The following is an 18,272-nucleotide window of genomic DNA, read 5'->3' as shown; positions in this document are numbered from 1 at the left end:
CGCGATGCTCGCTCGTCGCCGCAATCTTTTCACCATTGCGCCTGGCGCGCCGTTTCTGCAGACGTTCGTTTCGGCGCTGCTCGACGGCGAGATCGTTCCCGCCCTCTCGCGCGACACGCCGCCGCTGACAATGGCGCGCGCCACGATCTATGTGCCGACCCAGCGCGCGGCGCGGGCGCTCGCGGCTGAATTCGCGCAGGCGCTGGATCGGCGCGCGACGCTGCTGCCGCGCATCCTGCCGCTTGGCGCGCTGGAGGAGCGCGAGAACGCCGCGTTTTTCGGCGCAGACTTTGACGTCGAGGCGGACGCGTCCCTCGGCGCGCCGATCGAAGAGCTGGAGCGACGCCTGCTGTTGTCGCGGCTCATTCTGCAATGGGCGGAAGCGATCGGGCGCGCGCTCATCTCGGTTGATGCAAGCGGCGCGCCCAGCCTGCATGAGAGCGAGCCGCTTCTCGTCGCATCGACGCCGTCGGCGGCCTATGCGCTGGCCGCCGAGCTCGGCGCCCTCATCGACGAATTGCACATCGAAGATATTTCGGTCGACAGGTTCGATACTTTGAGCGACGACGCCTACAGCGATTTCTGGGCGATCACGACGAAATTTCTGCAGATAGCCTTGCGCGAATGGCCGCAAATTCTCGCCGACCGCGGACGGATCGACGCCAGCGCCTATCAAAAACGCCTCGTTGAAGCGCAGATCGCGGAACTCGTCCGCACGCCGCCGACCACGCCGGTGATCGCGCTTGGCTCCACCGGCGCGCAGCCGACGACCACGCGGCTGCTCGCCGCCATCGCCGGGCTCGAAAATGGCGCCGTGGTCCTGCCGGGACTCGATCAGATCATGAGCGCGGAGGCCTGGGCGGGCGTGGGTCAGACGGAGAGAGGCGGAGAACCGGCATTCACCCATCCGCAAACGATGCTGAAACGCTTGCTCGCCGCCATGGGCGCGGCGCGCGACGAGCCGCGGGAACTCGCGCGCGTGACCCCGGCTCTCGCGGCGCGCCGCGCGTTTGTCTCGCAAGCGATGACGCCTGCCGACGCGACGTCAGCGTGGCGCGGCTATCAGGCTTCGCAGAGCGGCGGCTTCGCACAGGCGCTCGACGGCGTCATTGCGCTGGAAGCGCCGGACGAGCGGCTCGAAGCTTTGGCGCTTGCGCTCTTCATGCGCGAGGCGCTGGAGACGCCCGGCCGAACGGCGGCGCTTGTGACGCCGGACCGGCTCGTCGCGCAGCGCGTCGCCGCCGAGTTGCGACGCTTCGACATTGAGATCGACGATTCTGGCGGCATGCCGCTCGCAAGAACGTCCATCGGCGCGCTGGCGCGGCTCGTCGCCGCGATCGGATCGGATCGCGCCGGCGCCGTGAACGTCGCCGCGCTGCTCGCCCATCCGCTGACCGCGCTCGGCCTTTCGCGCGTGCATGTCGCATCGCTCGCGCCGCTCGTCGAGATCGGCGTGCTGCGGACATTCGCGCAGCCTGACGGCGGCTGGGCGGCGCGCGTCCCGCCGGCGCGCGAAGTGGCGCGCGCGCCGCATGCGCATCCGGCGGCGCGCCGCATCAGCGACGACGACTGGCGCGCGATCGAAGTCGCGCTTGCGCGTATTGACGCCGCTTTCTCGCCCTTCGCCGCGCTGACGCCGTCGGCGTCGCTGTCGGACCGCGCGCGCGCGCACAGCAGCGCGCTTGAAGCGGTGATCGCCGGCGCCGACGACGCTGATGCAGAGGGCGCGTCGGCGCTGTTCGAACTCCTCGATCGGCTCGCGCATGCCGAGGCGCCGGCAGGCTTTGACTCGCAAAACTACGCGGCGCTCTTCGACCGCGTCGCCGCCGAGACAATACTGCGCGGTCCAAGACGCGCCCATCCGCGCTTAAAAATCCTTGGCCCTTTGGAGGCGCGGCTCATCGAGGCCGACCTCATCCTGCTCGCCGGGCTCGATGAAGGCGTATGGCCGCCGCAGACGGACACCGGAGCTTTTCTCAATCGCTCGATGCGCGCGCAACTCGGCTTGATGGCGCCGGAGCGACGCATCGGCCAAAGCGCGCATGACTTCATCATGGCTTTGGGCGCAGCGCGCGTCGTGCTCAGCCGCGCCATCAAGCGTAATGGCGCGCCAACCGTTCCTTCCCGCTTCATCGCGCGCCTCTCGGCGCTTGCCGGCGACGCGTTCGACGACTGCAGGAAACGCGGCGACGCGATGCTCGCGATCGCCGCGGCGCTTGATCGTCCGGAAAAGACGATTGCGATCGAGCGGCCGCAGCCGCGCCCGCCGGCGGCGCTGCGCCCGCAACGCTTGAGCGTCACCCGCGTCGAGCGCCTGCGCCGCGATCCTTACGCGATCTTCGCCGAATATATTCTCAAACTCACGCCGCTGCCGCCGATCGGCGCTGAGGCCGGCGCGCGCGAAATCGGCGTTGCGATCCATGCGGCGCTTGCGGCGTTCGTCGCGCGCCATCCGCGCGGCGCGCTTCCCGCTGGCGCCCGCGACGTTCTCCGCGATCTCGCGCGCGAGAAACTCGACGGGTTCATGGCCGATCCCGCCTTCGTGAGTTTTCAATGGCCGCGCATCGAAGCGGGGCTCGATCATGCGTTCAGCTTCGAACAGGAGCGGCGCGCTTTGGACTGCGACATTCATGTCGAAACGCGGGGCGAGATCGCGCTTGCGCTCATTGACGGAACGACCTTTCGCCTGACCGCGATCGCCGATCGCATCGAGGTGGATCGCGAGGGCCAGGCCTATGTCTTCGACTACAAGACCGGCGCGCCGCCGTCGAAAAAGCAGGTCAAGGCCGGCTGGTCGCCGCAGCTGACGTTGGAGGCGGCGATGATCGAAGCCGGCGCTTTCGAAAAGATCGGCCCGCGGCCGGTCGCCGGCGCCGCCTATATCGGCTTGCGAAAGGGCGGCGAGACTCTCTGGCTCGAATGGAAAGACACGCGCTTCGCCGACGTCGTCGCGGCGCATCGCGCGCAGCTCGAAGAGCTGCTGTCGCAGTTTTCCAGTGAATCGACGCCCTATGCGTCGCGGCCGCATCCAGCCTTTATGAGCGATGTCGGCGACTACGACCATCTAGCGCGCGTCAAGGAATGGATGCGCGGCGGCGGAGAGACGGCATGAGCGAGCGGCCCGTCGGCGCCCTGACGATCCGGCGCCAGCAAACGGCGTCAGATCCGTTCACGTCCGCCTGGGTGTCGGCGCATGCTGGCTCCGGGAAAACGCATGTGCTCGCGCAGCGCGTTTTGCGGCTGCTGCTTGCCGGCGCGCGGCCGTCGCAGATTCTCTGCCTCACTTATACGAAGGCGGCCGCCGCCAATATGGGTTCGCGCGTCTTTGATGCGCTCGCGCGCTGGGCGACGCTCGACGATGCAGCGCTGGCCAATGAAATCGCTCAGATGGGCGCGACGGTCGAGTCGCGCATCGATCTTGATTTCGCCCGGCGGCTTTTCGCGCGCGCCGTCGAGACGCCCGGCGGCCTCAAGATTCAGACGATCCACGCCTTCTGCGAAAAGCTGCTGCATATCTTTCCTTTCGAAGCCAATGTTCCGGCGTCCTTCCGCGTCGTCGACGATCTGGAGCGCGCCGAGCTGATGGACGCAGCGCGCCGGCGCGCGCTCGAGGCGGCCACGCGAGACAATGGATCGCTGCGAAAAGCGCTGGAGCTTGTCGCCCGTGAGACGACGGCCGCGGGATTCGACGCGCTCTGCGAAGAATTGCTGCATCATCGCCAAAAGATCGCGCGCATGCGCGAGCAGGACGACTATGAGGCGCGTGTCTTTGCTGCGCTTGGTTTGACGACAGATGAAACGCTGGCGCGAATCGAAGCGGCGATCATCGAGGACGGCGAGCCGCCGTCCGAATGGCCGACGCTCGCCAAAATGCTGCGCGGCGGTTCGACCAACGACGGCAAACTCGCCGATTCACTTGAGACCGCAGCCGCTCTTGCCCCGCATCCGGACTGTATCGAAAGCTATCTCGCGGCCTTCTTCAAAACAGATGGCGATCCGCGCGGCCTGGGAAAAACAAAAATCATCACCGGCCCGCTCGCCAAATGCGAGCCACAGCTTCTTGCGCGCATGGAGGCCGAGCGCGACAGACTCGTCACACTCATCGAAAAGCGCAAGGCCGCGGCGGCGGCCGAACGCTCGCTGGCGCTGCATGTTCTCGGCGACGCCATTCTTGGCGAATATGAGCATGCCAAAAGACGTCGGGGACTACTCGACTATGACGATCTGATCGAGGGCGCGCGCCGCCTGCTTCATCGTTCGAGCCCGTCCTGGGTGCTCTATAAGCTCGACGCGCAGATTGACCACATCCTGCTCGATGAGGCGCAGGATACGAGTCCGGCGCAGTGGGACATATTGGCGGCGATCGCTGACGAATTTTGCGCAGGCGCCAGCGCGCGCGAAGCGAGGGGGGGGCCGCCGCGCAGTTTTTTTGCGGTCGGGGACGAGAAGCAATCGATCTTTTCCTTCCAGGGCGCGGCGCCGGAAAGATTCGACGAGATGCGGCGCGAGTTTCGCCGAAGATTCGAATGCGTCGAACGCCGTTTCGAAGCGGTGAGGCTCACGCAATCCTTCCGCTCTTCGCCCGGCGTCTTGCAAGCCGTCGACGACATTTTCGCGATCGAAGAGAATCGCCTCGGCCTGTGCTGCGATCCCCAGGAGCCGGCGCCAAGGCATGAGGCGTGGAAATCCGATGTCGCGGCGCTCATCGAAATCTGGGAGCCGATCGGCGCGGAAAAAGCGCAGGACCCGAGCGATTGGCGCCTGCCGCTCGACTATGTCGACGCGAGCGACCCCAATGAGCGTCTGGCGGAACGACTGGCGCGCAAAGTCAGGGCGCTGCTTGCGCCGCAGAGCGGCGAATGCGTGGAGGACGGCGGCGCGCTGCGTCCCGTCGAACCTAGCGACATATTGATTCTCGTGCGCAAGCGTGGCCCGCTCTTCGAGGCGATCATTCGCGCTCTGAAAAACGAACATGTCCCCGTCGCGGGCGCCGACCGGCTCAATCTCGCCGACCACATCGCCGTCCATGATCTCATCGCGCTTGGACGCGCCGCGCTGTTGCCGCAAGACGATCTGACGCTGGCGTGCGTGTTGAAGTCGCCATTCTTTGGCTTCGACGACGACGATCTCATCGCGCTCGCGCCAGGCCGTCGCGCGTCACTGATCGACGCGCTTGAGCAGTCCGAAGACGCGCGCTGCCGGGAGGCCGCGGCGCGGCTGCAACGCTTACGACGCGATGCGGCGGCTCTGGCGCCGTTCGATTTCTACAGCAGCGTTCTCGGCCCTGAGGGCGGGCGCGCGCGGCTCATGGCGAGACTGGGCGGCGAAGCCGAGGACGCCATCGACGAATTCTTAAAGCTCGCAGCGAGTTTCGAACGCGAACAGCCGCCATCGCTGACGGCCTTCCTGGCGATGGCCGAGTCGCTCGATCTTTCCATCAAGCGCGACATGGAATCGGCCGGCGGCGCCGTGCGGGTGATGACCGCTCATGCGGCGAAGGGTCTGGAGGCGAAGATCGTGTTTTTGCCGGACACCTGCGGGGCGTCCGCCGGCAAGCATGATCCGAAGCTCTATGCGCTCGGCGAGGTTGACGAAGCGGCGCTCCTCTGGTCGATCGGCAAGGACAGCGACCCGATCGCCCTCCACCAGGCGCGCGAGGCGCATCGGCGCGGCGAGCGCGAAGAAAGCCAGCGCCTGCTTTATGTCGCGCTGACGCGCGCCGAGGAGCGGCTTTACATTTGTGGCGCTCACGGCGTGAGCGGGCGCGCTGACGGCTGCTGGTACGACGCCGTACGCGACGCGCTCGAACCCAATTGCGAGATTGTGCCCGACCCCCTCGATGCGACATCGACGATTCTGCGCCGCGGCGCGGTTCCGCCGCGCTTCGATCTTGCGAGAAGAGCGCTGCGGACCGACGCCGTGGACATACCGGCCTTCGCGAGGACCAAGGCGCGGCCCGAAGTCGCCCCGGCGCCGCCGCTGCGTCCCTCGAGCGCGCTGGCTGGCGCAGACCTCATCGCCAATGGCGCGGACGGCGTGGCTGCGCGCCGAGGCGAAGCGGAACGTCTGCTGCACGGCCGTCTCGTCCATGCGCTGCTGCAGCATCTGCCGGCCTGCGCGCCCGACCATCGGCAAAGCGCGGCGCGGCGCTTCCTTGCGGCGCGTGGCGGCTTTCTGGTCGAAGACAGGCGAAAGGCGCTGGCGCAGTCGGCGCTCGCGGTTCTCGCCGATCCGCGTCTCGCGCCGCTCTTTGGCCCAGACTCGACTCCTGAGGTCGACATCGTCGCGACGCTCGAAAACGGAGCCGTCGTTTCGGGCCGCATCGACCGGCTTGCCGAAACGGCGAGCGAGGCGCTCATCGCCGAATTCAAGACGGGACGGCCGCGCGCCAAGCTCGAAGATGCGCATTTGCGCCAGCTTGCGCTCTATCGCGCCGCGATCGCGCCGCTCTTCCCCGGCAAGCGGCTGCGCTGCTTTCTGATCTACACGCAGAACGCCAGCGTGCTCGAAGCCGATGAATCGGCGCTGGCCGATGCGCTCGCTTGCGCGCTGACGTAGTTCCCGCAGGCTGAGGCTAAGCCGGCTGATCGGGTCCGACGCGACGTCTCCAGAATTCCAGCAGCAACGGACTGAGCGCCATAACGATGGGGCCAAGGACGATGCCCGAAGCGCCGAACAATTGAAGGCCGCCGAGCATGGCGATGAACGCGGGCACCGTATGGAGCCGCAAGCTGTCGCCGATGAGCAGCGGTCGAACCAGATTGTCGATGCTGGAGATCACCACGCCGCCCCACAGCCCGAGAATGATGGCTTCAACCCAACGGTCCTCGATCAAAAGGTAAATCGTCGCCGGAATCCAAATGATGAAAGAGCCGAGCACCGGCACGATCGAGACAAGCCCCATGATCAACCCCCATAGCACCGGCGAGTTGAAATCCAGCAGCCAGAACATGATTCCGCCAAGCAGGCCTTGCAGCGCCGACACCGCCAGCGTGCCAAAGAGGATTGCATTGATCGTATCGCGCACGCGCACGATGATCTTGCCGGTTTCGATGTTCGAGAAGGGCGACAATCGCGCGAGCGTCTGCAGCGCCACGGCGCGGTCGCGCAGGAAAAAGAACAGGAGGTAGAAAGCCAGAAGAGTGGTGATGATCTGACCGGTAGACGCGCGCAAAAAGTTTGCGGCCATATTGGTGACAAAGCCGCCCAGCTGCGAGAACGTCGCTTGCAGATCGAACCTGCGTGCGATCCAGCTTTGGAAACCGCCGAGCCAAGGATGCCCGTCGAGCATCGTTTGCCAGTCGCCTTGCTGCACCGTTTTCTGAACATAGTCGACGCCTGCGGCGGCCTCGCTGACGAGCCGTTCGATCACCAGCAGCAGCGGTCCAACGACGACGAGCCCGACGATCAGCATGGATGCGGCGGCGGCAAGGGAGGGCGGCAGGAAACGCTCCAGCAGGCGATGCGGAGCAATGAATACAACCGCGAGCACGAGCGCCCAGGTGAGCGCCGGCAGAAATGGCGCAGATATCAGAATCGCGGCGGAGAGAAACGCAAGCGTGACAGCAAGCCTGGCGAGAACAAAAACGTCGATTGAGAGGTTCTGATCCTGTTCGACGAGCGCCGCCGCTTCCAGCTCCTCGTTCATGTCCGCCCCTGTCGCTGCGTTCCACCCTATAGACAGGGCGCGCCGCGGGCTTGGCAAGGAGGCGCGGAGCGCGAGCGCGCTTAAATCGCGCTGCGGGCGGCGGCGGCGCGCCGATACAATCGTGAATTCGCGCGTCCGTTTCCGCGCGTTAAAAAAACGGGCGGCTTCGAAAAGCCGCCCGGTGAATGTCCTATTCCCCGCCGTTCGCCGCGACGGCTTCGGCCTTTTCCTTGGCCTCGAGGTCTTCGCCGGTCTCCTGATCGACGACGCGCATCGAGAGGCGGACCTTGCCGCGGTCATCGAAGCCGAGGAGTTTGACCTTCACGCGGTCGCCTTCCTTCACGACGTCGGTCGTCTTGTTCACGCGCTGCTTGGAAAGCTGCGAGATGTGAACGAGGCCGTCCTTGGCGCCGAAGAAGTTGACGAAGGCGCCAAAGTCCGCGGTTTTCACCACCGTGCCCTCGTAGATCAAGCCGACCTCGGGATCAGAGGCGATGGACTTGATCCAGTTGATCGCCGCCTTGATCGAATTGCCGTCGGCGGAGGCGACCTTCACCGTGCCGTCGTCCTCGATATTGATTTTGGCGCCGGTCTTCTCGACGATCTCGCGAATGACCTTGCCGCCGGTGCCGATCACGTCGCGGATCTTGTCGGTCGGAATCTTCAACGTCTCGATGCGCGGCGCGAATTCGCCAAGCTCGGCGCGCGAAGCCGTGATCGCCTTCGCCATCTCGCCGAGGATATGCAAGCGGCCGTCGCGCGCCTGGGCGAGAGCGACGCGCATGATCTCTTCGGTGATCCCGGCGATCTTGATGTCCATCTGCAGCGAGGTGACGCCGTTCGACGTGCCCGCCACCTTGAAGTCCATGTCGCCGAGATGGTCCTCATCGCCCAAGATGTCGGAGAGCACCGCGAAGCGCTCGCCCTCGAGGATGAGGCCCATGGCGATGCCGGCGGTCGGCGCCTTCAGCGGCACGCCCGCGTCCATCAACGCGAGCGACGTGCCGCAGACAGTGGCCATCGACGAGGAGCCGTTCGATTCGGTGATCTCGGAGACGACGCGCAGCGTGTAGGGGAACTCCGCGGGGGCCGGCAGCATAGGCCGGATGGCGCGCCAGGCGAGCTTGCCATGGCCGATCTCGCGTCGGCCGGGCGAACCCATGCGGCCGGTCTCGCCGACGCTGTAGGGGGGGAAGTTGTAATGGAGCAGGAAGCGCTCCTTATAGGTGCCCTCGAGCGAATCGACATATTGCTCGTCCTCGCCCGTTCCGAGAGTGGCCACGACTAAGGCCTGAGTCTCGCCGCGGGTGAAGAGCGCCGAGCCATGCGTGCGCGGGAGAACGCCGACTTCGGAGACGATCGGGCGAACGGTCTTGACGTCGCGGCCGTCGATGCGGACGCCGGTGTCGAGAATGTTCCAGCGGACGACCTTGGCCTGAAGCTCCTTAAAGGCCGCGCCGACTTCTTCCTTGGTGAACTTGGCTTCGCCGCCTTCCGGGAAGAGCGCGGCGGTCACCTTCGCCTTCACGGCGTCGACGGCGGCGTAACGCTCCTGCTTGACGGTGTGCTTATAGGCTTCGCGCAGCTCGGCTTCGGCGATCTGGGCGACGGCGCTCGCGACCTCCGTCGTGTCTGGAATGATGAGGTCGCGGGGGTCCTTGGCGGCGCGCTCGGCGAGGCGGATGATCGCGTCGATCACCGGCTGAAAGCCGCGATGACCGGTCATCACGGCCTCGAGCATCATCTCTTCTGACAGCTCTTTGGCTTCCGACTCGACCATCAGCACGGCGTCCTGCGTGCCGGCGACGAAGAGATCGAGCTCGGAGAGCTTCATTTCCTCGATCGTCGGATTGAGTTTCAGCGCGCCATTGACCAAGCCGACGCGCGCGCCGCCGATGGGCCCCATGAAGGGCACCCCGGAGAGCGTCAGCGCCGCCGAGACCGCGACCATGGCGAGAACGTCGGGATCATTTTCCAGATCATGCGACAGCACGGTGATGACCACCTGCGTCTCATTGCGATAGCCGTCGGGAAACAGGGGGCGGATCGGCCGGTCGATGAGTCGGGAGAGGAGCGTCTCGCGCTCCGACGGGCGTCCCTCCCGTTTGAAATAGCCGCCGGGAATACGGCCCGCCGCGAAGGCTTTTTCCTGATAATTGACAGTGAGCGGGAAGAAGTCCAGGCCGGGCTTCGGCGCCTTGGCGGAAACCACTGTCGCGAGCACGGTGGTCTCGCCCCAACTCGCCATCACGGCGCCGTCGGCCTGCCGGGCGACCTTGCCGGTCTCGAGCACGAGCTTACGCCCCGCCCAATCGAGTTCTTCGCGGTGAATCTGGAACATGCTGGTCTTTCTCCGATGAACCTGCGGTTCGTCATGAGCAAGACGGCGAGAAGCTGCGGCAGCGGTGTTTCGTAAAGCGTCGACGCAGCGTCCGGCGATCCTGCCATGACTTTACGCGTTGGTCGTGGCGAGCGCCCCTCTGGACGCCCATCTTGGGGAAAGCGGCGCATCGTCGCGCCGCTTTCGCTCAGCTGGTTAGCGGCGGATGCCGAGCCGCTCGATCAGGCTCTTGTAGCGCGGTTCGTCCCGCACCTTCACATAGTCGAGGAGCTGGCGGCGCTGGGAAACGAGCTTCAGGAGCCCGCGACGCGAGTGATTGTCTTTCGCATGGGTCTTGAAGTGTTCGGTCAGATTGGTGATTCTCTCGGTGAGAATCGCCACCTGCACCTCGGGCGAGCCCGTGTCGTTCGCCTTGGTGGAATATTCCTTGATGAGCGACTGCTTGCGCTCCGCCGAGATCGACATCGGATTGTCCTTGTTTTTCGGGGGTGATCCGCGCTCCGCGGCCAAGGCCGGGATGTCGTCCAGCAGGGTCGCGCGAAAACGGAGCCGCCCCGGCGGACCGGGGCGTGCCGAGGCCTTATAGCAGAAATGCAGGAGATGGATAGAGGTCTTACGCCTTCTCCAGCGCCTTCAGTCGCTGGTCCAGCCTGTTGATTTCCGCTTCCGCGCGAACAAGCTCGGTCACGTCATATTGGACGCCGAGATAGTAGATCACCGCGCCGCGACTATCGAGCAGCGGCGTGATGTTGAGTTTGTTGAAGAACAACTCGCCATTTTTCCGATAATTGCGCAGCGTCACTTCGATGTGGTGATGCTTGCGCATGGCCTCCCGCAGCGGCGCGAGCCCCTCCTGATCCCGGTCGTCGCCTTGCAGAAAGCGGCAGTTGCGGCCGATGATCTCCTCCTGGCCATAGCCGGTCATGCTTTCGAAGGCCTTGTTCGCATAGACGATCGGCGCGTCGGGTTGATCCGGGTCCGCCAGCGTGACGCCGTTGACGCATGAATCGAGAATCTGCGTCAAAATCTTCGGGATGATCCCTTCATCTTTCTGAACGACGAACATTTTTCGCTGACCTCAGTTTGATTGTGATGCGCCGGCGGGTTGGGCTGAAGTCGCGCCGGTTTCGATAAGCGCCCGAAGGTTCTCGACGATCTGCTCTGCGCCGTCCTGCAATGCGGCGCGAATCAATTTGACGAAGGGTCGCATCGACAACTCGATCTCGCGCAATTCGAAGGTGAAAATCAGCGTGGTTCCTTGCGACTCGCACTCGAATTCGTAGGAGGACGAGAAGGGTTCGGAAATTCCTTCCAGTGCGAGAAGGCGCGGGCGTTCGAGGTTCACGATCTCGAATGTGCTCTCGCTGCGTATGCCCCGTTCCATCGTGACTTGACGCGCCGTCATCCCGACGCGCACGGGCGCGCTTCCATTCGGCTCCAGCTCCACCACTTGCGGACACCATCGCGGATAATTCTGGAAAAAATCGCGCGCGACAAAGTCGAAAGCAAAATCGCGCGGCCGTGAAATTACGGTTCTTGCAATGCCGCCGACGGCTGGCGGGCGGGGCGGGCTCATTCCTTTGAGATTTACGTTAAGTCCCAACATGCGACGCCCTTCCTGAAAGATGATGGGCTCCCTCAGACGAGCTAAGCGTTTTCCGGCGACTGACAAGGGCGATCAAGGCGACTTCCCCCGCGCCGTCTAAAAACGGCGGCAGTTTGGCGAACATTGGCGGTCTTCAGGGGGCTAGGGCGCCTATTTCATTGGTTGGGCCGCGGTCGCCGCGCGCCTTGAAACGGCCCATCCCAAACCAGCGAGGTCGGCGATGAGCGCTCCGCCACATATCGAGAACCTGTTGCTTATCGCCGTATTCGGTTTTTTCGCGATCCTGCTCGTCATCGAAAAATTCCGTCCTTACAAGAAATTCGCGGGCGCGGGGCTGAAGGCGTCATTTTCCACCAACACCTCCGCTTTCCTGATCAACAACGTCATCATGAATCTCTTGTCCGTTTCCAGCTTGCTCGTCGTCGCTTCGAATTATTCGAGCTATGGCCTGCTATCGAGCCTGCCTGACGCGCCGTTGAAATGGATCGCAAGCTTCGTGTTGTTCGATCTGGCGGTGTATGCGTGGCACTATCTGGGACACAAATCCGAAGCGCTCTGGCTGTTTCACAAGATTCATCACAGCGACAAGAGCTTTCACGTCACGACCGGGCTGCGTTTCCACGTCTTCGATCAACTGCTGGAGGTCGTCGTGAAATGCGTCTGCGCCGTCGTCATCGGCGCGCCGGCGTATGTCGTGGTGTTATGCGAAGTGACGCGCATGTTCTTCGTGCTGTTCCACCACGCCAACATCGCGATTCCCGGGGAGAGGATTCTGTCCTATTTCATCATCACGCCGTCTCTGCACCGCGCCCACCACTCGACGCTGCGCAGCGAGCACGACAGCAATTATGGAATTGTCCTTTCGATCTGGGACATCATCTTTCGCACGCGAAAGGTTCTGACGCCGAAATCCATCGGCCTCGAACTGATCGAGGCGGAAAACTTCCTGCAGCTGTTCAGTTTGGCCTTTCTCACCGAGCGCCGGCTTGCGCGCGTCATGCATCTTGTTCCCCGAAAGCCGCTTCCTTAGGCCGTGTGCGCGGATGCAAAGCGCGCGCGACTCGAAGGGCTCACGATATCGATAAAAAAGGGATCAAATATTGGAGCAGGCTCCCACCGAAAAAGTCCGTCAACTTTTTCGGAACCTTCCTTAGGCGCCCTTGTCAGGTTGAAGCATCTGAGCGTCGCCGCGCAACATGCGGGTGATGAAAGCGCGGGCCGCAGGCTTGTCGCTTCTCGACGTCAGTCCTGACAACAGTCCAAGCGCGCCGCCAAGCGTTATGCCCGCAAGCGCGCAGAGCGCATAGATTTCGATGCGATTGGGGGATCCGGCTACGGCCAAGGCGCTGAACAGGCCCACCGCGCCGCCGCAGAGCGCGACGAGCGCTTCGCGATCGCCCGCCCGCGCCCAAAAGGCCAGGGCGAGAGGCGGCGCGAGGCAGGCGGCCGATACTGCGAGCGCCGCCGCCACGAGCGCGCCTGGCGTGAAGACTCCGGTGACGGCCGTCACGTAAGCCAGAGTCGACACGACCACGAGCGTGACGCGGTTGACGGCGAGACGCCGGCTCGTCAGGTCGATCTCGCCGCGCAGCCGATAGAGCGCGTCATGGCCAAAGGCTGTCGCGCAGGCCTGCAGGCCCGCGGTGGCGAGCGCCAGCCCGAGAGCGACAAGAGCCGAGGCGATAAGTCCCGAAGACGCCGCGCCGAGCTCCGCCGCCTGCGGCAGCGCGCCCAGCAGAAAGTCGCCGTCGATCGGTCGAATCTCCTCCGCGGCGAGCGGCGCGCCAGGCGCATAGCCCTTTGCCGCGCAGGCCCGCTGAGCCTCCGACGGCCCACGCACGTAATAGCCGCAAACGCTGAGAAGCCCGCGCTCGCTCGCCTGATAGACTGCTTGCGGCAGACGTTCCGGCGGCTGTCCCGCCGTAGCCCGGGCGAGCGACAGCGCCGAAGCGGCGATCGCCGCGGCCGCCAGCAGCGCGATGACGACGCTCCAGAAGAGGGCGGAGACTCCGGCGCGCCGCGCGCTGCGCCCGTCGGCGGTCGCCACCGAGGCGGCGAGCACGGGCGCGAGCGTCGCGATCCCGAGCGCCACGGCGATCGTCGTGACGAATTCCACCGGCAGGCCCATGGGCGTTGGCGTCACCCCCCAGCTCTCCAGCAGTTTCGCGGCCTCCGCGGAGGCGCCGCCGCCAAAGATCAGACCGCTCGGCAGCGCGTCATGGAGACTGAGCGCCGCGATCGGCCAGCCAAAGCCCAGCGTCGCCACGCCAGCGGCGGCGGCGGCCGCCCACATGACGCCTGAAAGTCCGCCGGGACCGGCGATGATCAGGCTGGCCGCGGCGATCAAAAATGCCGCGAAGCCCCGGTTGGCGCCGGTGTGCTCGACAAGCGCATTCACCGCAATCAGGCCGCCGGCGGCGGCAAGCAGCGTTGAAGACAGCGCCACCGCGCCGATGAAGCCGACGCGCGTCGCGGCGCTTGCAAAACGTGCGCAAAGAAGCTCGGAAATCGAAAAAACGCCGGTTTTACGCAGCAGCGGGCCGACATAAAGACCCGCCGCGGCGAGACCGATGAAGACGCCGGCGACGGCGCCTACAGCCCAACTGCCTCCCGCAAGCCGTGCGCCGAAAGGCAGCATCAGGGCGATCACGACCGCGGCGTTGGCGAAGCCGGCATAGGCGGCCGGCAGTCCGCGGCCGGCGGTGTAATAGACCGACGCGCGCATCGAATGCAGAAGGAAACCGAGCGTGGCGAGGCCGAGGATGGTGAAATAGGGCGGCGCCGCGCCGACAAAGCGCTCCGGCGCGCCGACGCGGTCGAGAAGCGCCGCAAAGGCGTAAGCCAGCAGAAAGCTCGCGGCCACGAAGGCGATTCGGGCGTCAAGATTGGCTCTTTCGAGCGCCGCCTGCTCGGTCGACCGATCGCTCATCCTGGCCCTCGCTAAATCAGAAACGCTGCGACTCTAGATGAGGACGTCTCGCCGGCCAAGATGCCGGCCAAGATGCCAGCCAAGATGGCGCGCGCGTCTTCGCCGCTAACCAATCGACGTCGCATAGGTCAGGATGTAGCGGCTCATTCTCTCTTTGAGACCGCCGAACGCCATGCCCATGCGGTTATAGCCGATCGCGGCCGGAATCGCCGCGGCGAGTCCATAGGCCGTCGCGGCGAGCGCATCGGCGATGCCCGGGGCGACGATCGCAAGACTCGTGTCTTGAGTCTGCGCGATCCCCGAGAAGCTCGACATAATGCCCCAAACCGTGCCGAACAGGCCGACAAAGGGGCCCGCCGAAGCGACGATGGCCAGAACCGGGAGCCCGCCTTCGGCGTCGAGCATGAATTCGCGCGCGGCGCGGTTCATCTGCTGCAGGACTCGTTCGCGCTTTTGATGAATGGTTTCGTTCGGCAATTGAGCTTGCGACGCTTCACGCGCGGCTTCGGCGATCGGCCAAAGGACGCCAACGTCGCCACCGGCCCGCACGCGATCCAGCGCCTTGGAAAGACGCCGCAGAACAAAGACTCCGTCGATGATGAGCACCCAGGTCCAGACCGCCGCGGCGAGAAGCAGCGCCATCACCAGTTTGCTGACGGGTCCGGCATAGATGAACATGCCGAGGGGCGACATCGGCGCAAGCGACATGGGCGCAAGCGACATGGGTGCAAAATCCATTACAACGCTCTCCTGAGACTCGCGGCGTTAAGCGCTATTGAAACGTGATTCCCTGCCGCGCATACACGGCCCCGCAGCTGCTTGGCCCGCGCGAAGAGGCGACGATGCGCCGCGCCAGCGCCGCATGCGCGGGGCTTCCGCCCGAGACTGAAATGCTCGAAATGCCGCCGCCGGAGTTGATATAGAAGGAGACGGAGACGGTCCCCGGGCCAAGGCTCGTCACAGCTGGCGTACGCCCGCGAATTGAGGCGGCGACCTGGGCGATACAACTCGCCTGCCCAGCCGTCGAGGCGTCGCCGCGGCCCCCCGGCAAGCCGAAGCGGCCGGCGACTCTCGCCGTTCCGGATCCTTGACCGGTTCCTCCCGGGAGGCCATAGCGCCGACCCTTCTCGGCCGTGCGGCGTCCATCAGCTGCTGTTTCTCGGCGCTCGCGGACGTTTTTCTCCGCGTTCTTCGGCTTCTCGACCTTCTCTTTCTTCTCGGCCTTTTCTTTTTTGGCGGGCGTCGGCGCCGCATCGGGCTCCATGATCAGCGGCGGCGGCGGCTCGTCGGAGATCAGTTCGTCCATCCCTTCCTCGGTGAGGGAGGCCGTTTCAATCGGCAATGGATCGTCCAGCGAATCTCCTTCGGGCGCCGGATCTCCCGCCTCGAGCGAAACGCCTTCCGGGATGAGGTCTGCATTTATGCTGCTAAGGTCGACGACCGGCGACTGCGGCCAGTAAACGCCTGAAGCGAAGAAGGCGCAGAATATCCCGACGACCGAAGCGGCTGCGACCGGATGCAGCCAACGGGGCCTGAGCGGGGGGCGTTTTTCGAATTGCGCGCCCACGGTCGAACTTTTAGTCGTCTTATTCACTTGCGAAGCGCTCCGCCGCCGATGCGCCTAAAAATCGTTCGGCATCATAGGCGCGTGAAACAGCGCGCTTCAAGCCGTGGCGGCGTGGGTGCGGCTTTGTGTGGCGCCCGGATCGCCGAGCGCCGCGGCTGTATCCTGATCGACATAGAGGCGGCTTTGGCGGATAAGGCGGCCATGTCCCTCATTCCAAATTCGCAGACGCCCGCCGCCGCGGGCGGCGTCTCCACCGCCGTCGTCACCGAGGACGAGGCGGGGATGCGTCTCGATCGCTGGTTCAAGCGACGTTATCCCACCCTCGCTTTGTCCCATCTCGCCAAAATCTGCCGCAAAGGCGAGGTTCGGGTCGACGGCAAACGCGTCGAAACCTCGACGCGGCTCGAAGAGGGCCAAAAGATTCGGGTGCCGCCTTTGAAGATCGAGGCGCCCGCTGCGCCGGCGGTGAAACGCGCCGACCCCACGGACGCGCGGGCGCTGGCAGACATGACGCTGTTCGAGGACAAGGATGTGCTCGTCCTCAACAAGCCCTATGGGCTGGCGACGCAGGGCGGCTCAGGTCAGACGCGGCATATTGACGGGATGCTGGAATCGCTCGCCAAGGGCGATACGCGGCCCGTGTTGGTGCATCGCCTGGACCGCGACACCTCTGGCGTGCTGCTCGTCGCCAAGAACCGGCGGATGGCCGCCGACCTCGGCGAGATTTTCCGCTCCCGGCAGGCCAAGAAGATCTATTGGGCGCTAGTCGAAGGCGTGCCGAAGCCGTCGCAGGGCCGGATTTCGCTTTATCTGGCGAAAGGCGCCGGCATGGAGAAATCCAGAGGCGGCGCAAGGGAGCTTGAGAAAATGCGCGTCGCCAAACATGGCGAGGCCGATGCGCAGCATTCGCTGACCTACTATGCGATCGTCGACAAGGTTGCGCCGCGCTGCGCCTGGCTGTCGATGAAGCCGCTCACCGGACGCACGCATCAGTTGCGCGCGCATGCCGAGGCGATCGGCCACCCGATCTTCGGCGACCCCAAATATGGCCATCGCGCCGAGGACGAGGTCCGCCGTCGTGACCCGCTGCGCTCCGTGCCGGAGGGGATCGAGCGCAAGCTCCACCTGCTCGCCCGCCGGCTCGTCTTGCCGCACCCAAGGGGCGGCGTTCTGGACGTGACCGCGCCGCTGCCCGATCATATGCAACAGAGCTGGGAGCTTTTCGGCTTCGACGTGAAGCGTCATGACCCGATCGAGGACGCGCCGGACGCTTAAGGGAAAAGCCCGGCCGGGCGGCGGCGTTTCCTTGGGGCGCCTCAGGCGAGGAATGACAAATGTCAAAGCAGCCGACCGGACTCGAGGCCGATTTCTTCGTTCCCCCGGAGGAGCGCGATCCGGTGAAGGCCGCGCGTGATCCGGCGCGCCCCTTGCCGAAGCGCTTCTATAAGGAAGCGGTCGCGGCCCCCGTCGAGGGCGGCTACGGGATTTTCCTTGACGGTCGGCCGGTCAACACGCCGGCTAGGCGGCCGCTGGCCGCGCCCGCGCAGCCGCTGGCGGACGCGCTCGCCGCCGAATGGGCGAAACAGGGCGAAACCATCGATCCGGCGACGATGCCGCTCACCAAGCTGATGAACGCCGCGCTCGACGGCGTGGCGGCGCAAATGGCCGAGGTCGAAGCCGACGTCGTCAAATATGCCGCCTCCGACCTCATCTGCTACCGCGCCGGCCAGCCGGAGAGCCTGGCGGCGGCGCAATCCTCGGCCTGGGACCCGCTCGTCGCCTTCGCGCGCGAGAAGCTTGGCGCCAAGCTCGCGCTCGCCGAAGGCGTCATGTTCATCGAACAGCCGCAGGAGGCGCTCGACGCGTTTGCGCGCGCCGTGCGCGATTATGTGGGAGAGGGCGCCGGGGCGCCGCTCAGGCTCGCGGCGCTGCACGTCATGACGACGCTATCGGGCTCTGCGGTCCTTGCGCTTGCCGCCGCCCGACACGAAATAGACGCGGGCAAGGCCTGGGAGGCGGCCAATGTCGATGAAGACTGGCAGATGCGCGCCTGGGGCGAAGACGCCGAAGCCATAGCCCGGCGGTCAGCACGCTGTCAGGAATTCGAGGCCGCGGCGACTGTGGCGCGCCATTCCGCTCCTGACTGACTGACGCGCAATGTAGAGGCGCCTCGCCAAAAGG

Annotated in this window: 13 protein-coding genes; 5 read left to right on the top strand and 8 right to left on the bottom strand. The window is 65.1% G+C overall.

Going from position 1 to position 18,272, the window contains the following annotated elements; all coding sequences use genetic code 11:
• Nucleotides 1-4: 4 nt before the first annotated feature.
• Both addB and addA read left to right on the top strand, forming a co-directional pair.
• Nucleotides 5-3,112: a double-strand break repair protein AddB gene (gene addB / locus IYY11_RS11375; RefSeq protein WP_196403960.1), complete on the top strand. Its 3,108-nt coding sequence runs from the start codon at nucleotides 5-7 to the stop codon at nucleotides 3,110-3,112.
• Nucleotides 3,109-6,558, top strand: a complete 3,450-nt coding sequence (addA, locus tag IYY11_RS11370) for a double-strand break repair helicase AddA (RefSeq protein WP_196403959.1) — start codon at nucleotides 3,109-3,111, stop codon at nucleotides 6,556-6,558. Before addB ends, addA begins: the two co-directional genes overlap by 4 nt.
• 16 nt (nucleotides 6,559-6,574) lie before the next feature.
• Here the strand turns inward: addA and IYY11_RS11365 are convergent, their stop codons facing one another.
• From IYY11_RS11365 to IYY11_RS11345, 5 genes are all read right to left on the bottom strand, one after another.
• Entirely contained in the window at nucleotides 6,575-7,648 is a 1,074-nt protein-coding gene (locus IYY11_RS11365) for an AI-2E family transporter (protein ID WP_196403958.1), read from the bottom strand.
• A gap of 190 nt (nucleotides 7,649-7,838) precedes the next feature.
• Nucleotides 7,839-9,989, bottom strand: coding sequence for a polyribonucleotide nucleotidyltransferase (pnp, locus tag IYY11_RS11360; RefSeq protein WP_196403957.1), 2,151 nt, complete (start codon nucleotides 9,987-9,989; stop codon nucleotides 7,839-7,841).
• Between the two features lie 195 nt (nucleotides 9,990-10,184).
• Nucleotides 10,185-10,454 carry a 30S ribosomal protein S15 gene (gene rpsO / locus IYY11_RS11355; protein WP_029648958.1) on the bottom strand — a complete coding sequence of 90 codons (270 nt, stop codon included), beginning with the start codon at nucleotides 10,452-10,454 and terminating at the stop codon, nucleotides 10,185-10,187.
• A gap of 148 nt (nucleotides 10,455-10,602) precedes the next feature.
• On the bottom strand, nucleotides 10,603-11,055 hold the full coding sequence (locus tag IYY11_RS11350; protein ID WP_196403956.1) for a PAS domain-containing protein: 453 nt from the start codon (nucleotides 11,053-11,055) through the stop codon (nucleotides 10,603-10,605).
• Nucleotides 11,056-11,067: 12 nt separating this feature from the next.
• Complete coding sequence (locus tag IYY11_RS11345; protein ID WP_196403955.1) at nucleotides 11,068-11,595, bottom strand: SRPBCC family protein; 528 nt, start codon at nucleotides 11,593-11,595, stop codon at nucleotides 11,068-11,070.
• A 220-nt stretch (nucleotides 11,596-11,815) separates the two neighbouring features.
• On the opposite strand from IYY11_RS11345, the gene IYY11_RS11340 reads away from it, so the two are divergent.
• A complete protein-coding gene (locus IYY11_RS11340) occupies nucleotides 11,816-12,625 on the top strand; it encodes a sterol desaturase family protein (protein ID WP_196403954.1) in 810 nt (269 codons plus the stop codon).
• 120 nt (nucleotides 12,626-12,745) lie between these two features.
• Here the strand turns inward: IYY11_RS11340 and IYY11_RS11335 are convergent, their stop codons facing one another.
• The 3 genes from IYY11_RS11335 to IYY11_RS11325 all read right to left on the bottom strand — a co-directional run bounded on the left by IYY11_RS11335 (nucleotide 12,746) and on the right by IYY11_RS11325 (nucleotide 16,118).
• The gene (locus IYY11_RS11335) at nucleotides 12,746-14,524 is read right to left on the bottom strand and encodes a sodium:solute symporter (protein ID WP_196403953.1); all 1,779 of its coding nucleotides are present in this window, start codon (nucleotides 14,522-14,524) and stop codon (nucleotides 12,746-12,748) included.
• 105 nt (nucleotides 14,525-14,629) lie between these two features.
• Nucleotides 14,630-15,232, bottom strand: a complete 603-nt coding sequence (locus IYY11_RS11330) for a MotA/TolQ/ExbB proton channel family protein (RefSeq protein ID WP_409455248.1) — start codon at nucleotides 15,230-15,232, stop codon at nucleotides 14,630-14,632.
• Nucleotides 15,233-15,296: 64 nt separating this feature from the next.
• Nucleotides 15,297-16,118: a hypothetical protein gene (locus tag IYY11_RS11325; protein ID WP_196403952.1), complete on the bottom strand. Its 822-nt coding sequence runs from the start codon at nucleotides 16,116-16,118 to the stop codon at nucleotides 15,297-15,299.
• 174 nt (nucleotides 16,119-16,292) lie between these two features.
• Between IYY11_RS11325 and IYY11_RS11320 the strand changes: the two genes are divergently transcribed.
• Nucleotides 16,293-17,366, top strand: coding sequence for an RluA family pseudouridine synthase (locus IYY11_RS11320; protein ID WP_196403951.1), 1,074 nt, complete (start codon nucleotides 16,293-16,295; stop codon nucleotides 17,364-17,366).
• A gap of 59 nt (nucleotides 17,367-17,425) precedes the next feature.
• On the top strand, nucleotides 17,426-18,238 hold the full coding sequence (locus tag IYY11_RS11315) for an ATP12 family chaperone protein (RefSeq protein ID WP_196403950.1): 813 nt from the start codon (nucleotides 17,426-17,428) through the stop codon (nucleotides 18,236-18,238).
• Nucleotides 18,239-18,272 lie beyond the last annotated feature (34 nt).

Origin of the sequence: Methylocystis sp. H62 (assembly GCF_015709515.1) — a bacterium.
In the GTDB taxonomy this organism is placed as follows: Bacteria; Pseudomonadota; Alphaproteobacteria; order Rhizobiales; family Beijerinckiaceae; genus Methylocystis.
This window is presented reverse-complemented; position numbering and strand designations above follow the sequence as displayed.

Bases quoted from the DNA above. Each gene is read 5' to 3' on its own strand.
- addB (WP_196403960.1), top strand. From the start codon at position 5: ATGCTCGCTCGTCGCCGCAATCTTTTCACCATTGCGCCTGGCGCGCCG.
- addA (WP_196403959.1), top strand. From the start codon at position 3,109: ATGAGCGAGCGGCCCGTCGGCGCCCTGACGATCCGGCGCCAGCAAACG.
- IYY11_RS11365 (WP_196403958.1), bottom strand. From the start codon at position 7,648: ATGAACGAGGAGCTGGAAGCGGCGGCGCTCGTCGAACAGGATCAGAAC.
- pnp (WP_196403957.1), bottom strand. From the start codon at position 9,989: ATGTTCCAGATTCACCGCGAAGAACTCGATTGGGCGGGGCGTAAGCTC.
- rpsO (WP_029648958.1), bottom strand. From the start codon at position 10,454: ATGTCGATCTCGGCGGAGCGCAAGCAGTCGCTCATCAAGGAATATTCC.
- IYY11_RS11350 (WP_196403956.1), bottom strand. From the start codon at position 11,055: ATGTTCGTCGTTCAGAAAGATGAAGGGATCATCCCGAAGATTTTGACG.
- IYY11_RS11345 (WP_196403955.1), bottom strand. From the start codon at position 11,595: ATGTTGGGACTTAACGTAAATCTCAAAGGAATGAGCCCGCCCCGCCCG.
- IYY11_RS11340 (WP_196403954.1), top strand. From the start codon at position 11,816: ATGAGCGCTCCGCCACATATCGAGAACCTGTTGCTTATCGCCGTATTC.
- IYY11_RS11335 (WP_196403953.1), bottom strand. From the start codon at position 14,524: ATGAGCGATCGGTCGACCGAGCAGGCGGCGCTCGAAAGAGCCAATCTT.
- IYY11_RS11330 (WP_409455248.1), bottom strand. From the start codon at position 15,232: ATGTCGCTTGCGCCGATGTCGCCCCTCGGCATGTTCATCTATGCCGGA.
- IYY11_RS11320 (WP_196403951.1), top strand. From the start codon at position 16,293: ATGTCCCTCATTCCAAATTCGCAGACGCCCGCCGCCGCGGGCGGCGTC.
- IYY11_RS11315 (WP_196403950.1), top strand. From the start codon at position 17,426: ATGTCAAAGCAGCCGACCGGACTCGAGGCCGATTTCTTCGTTCCCCCG.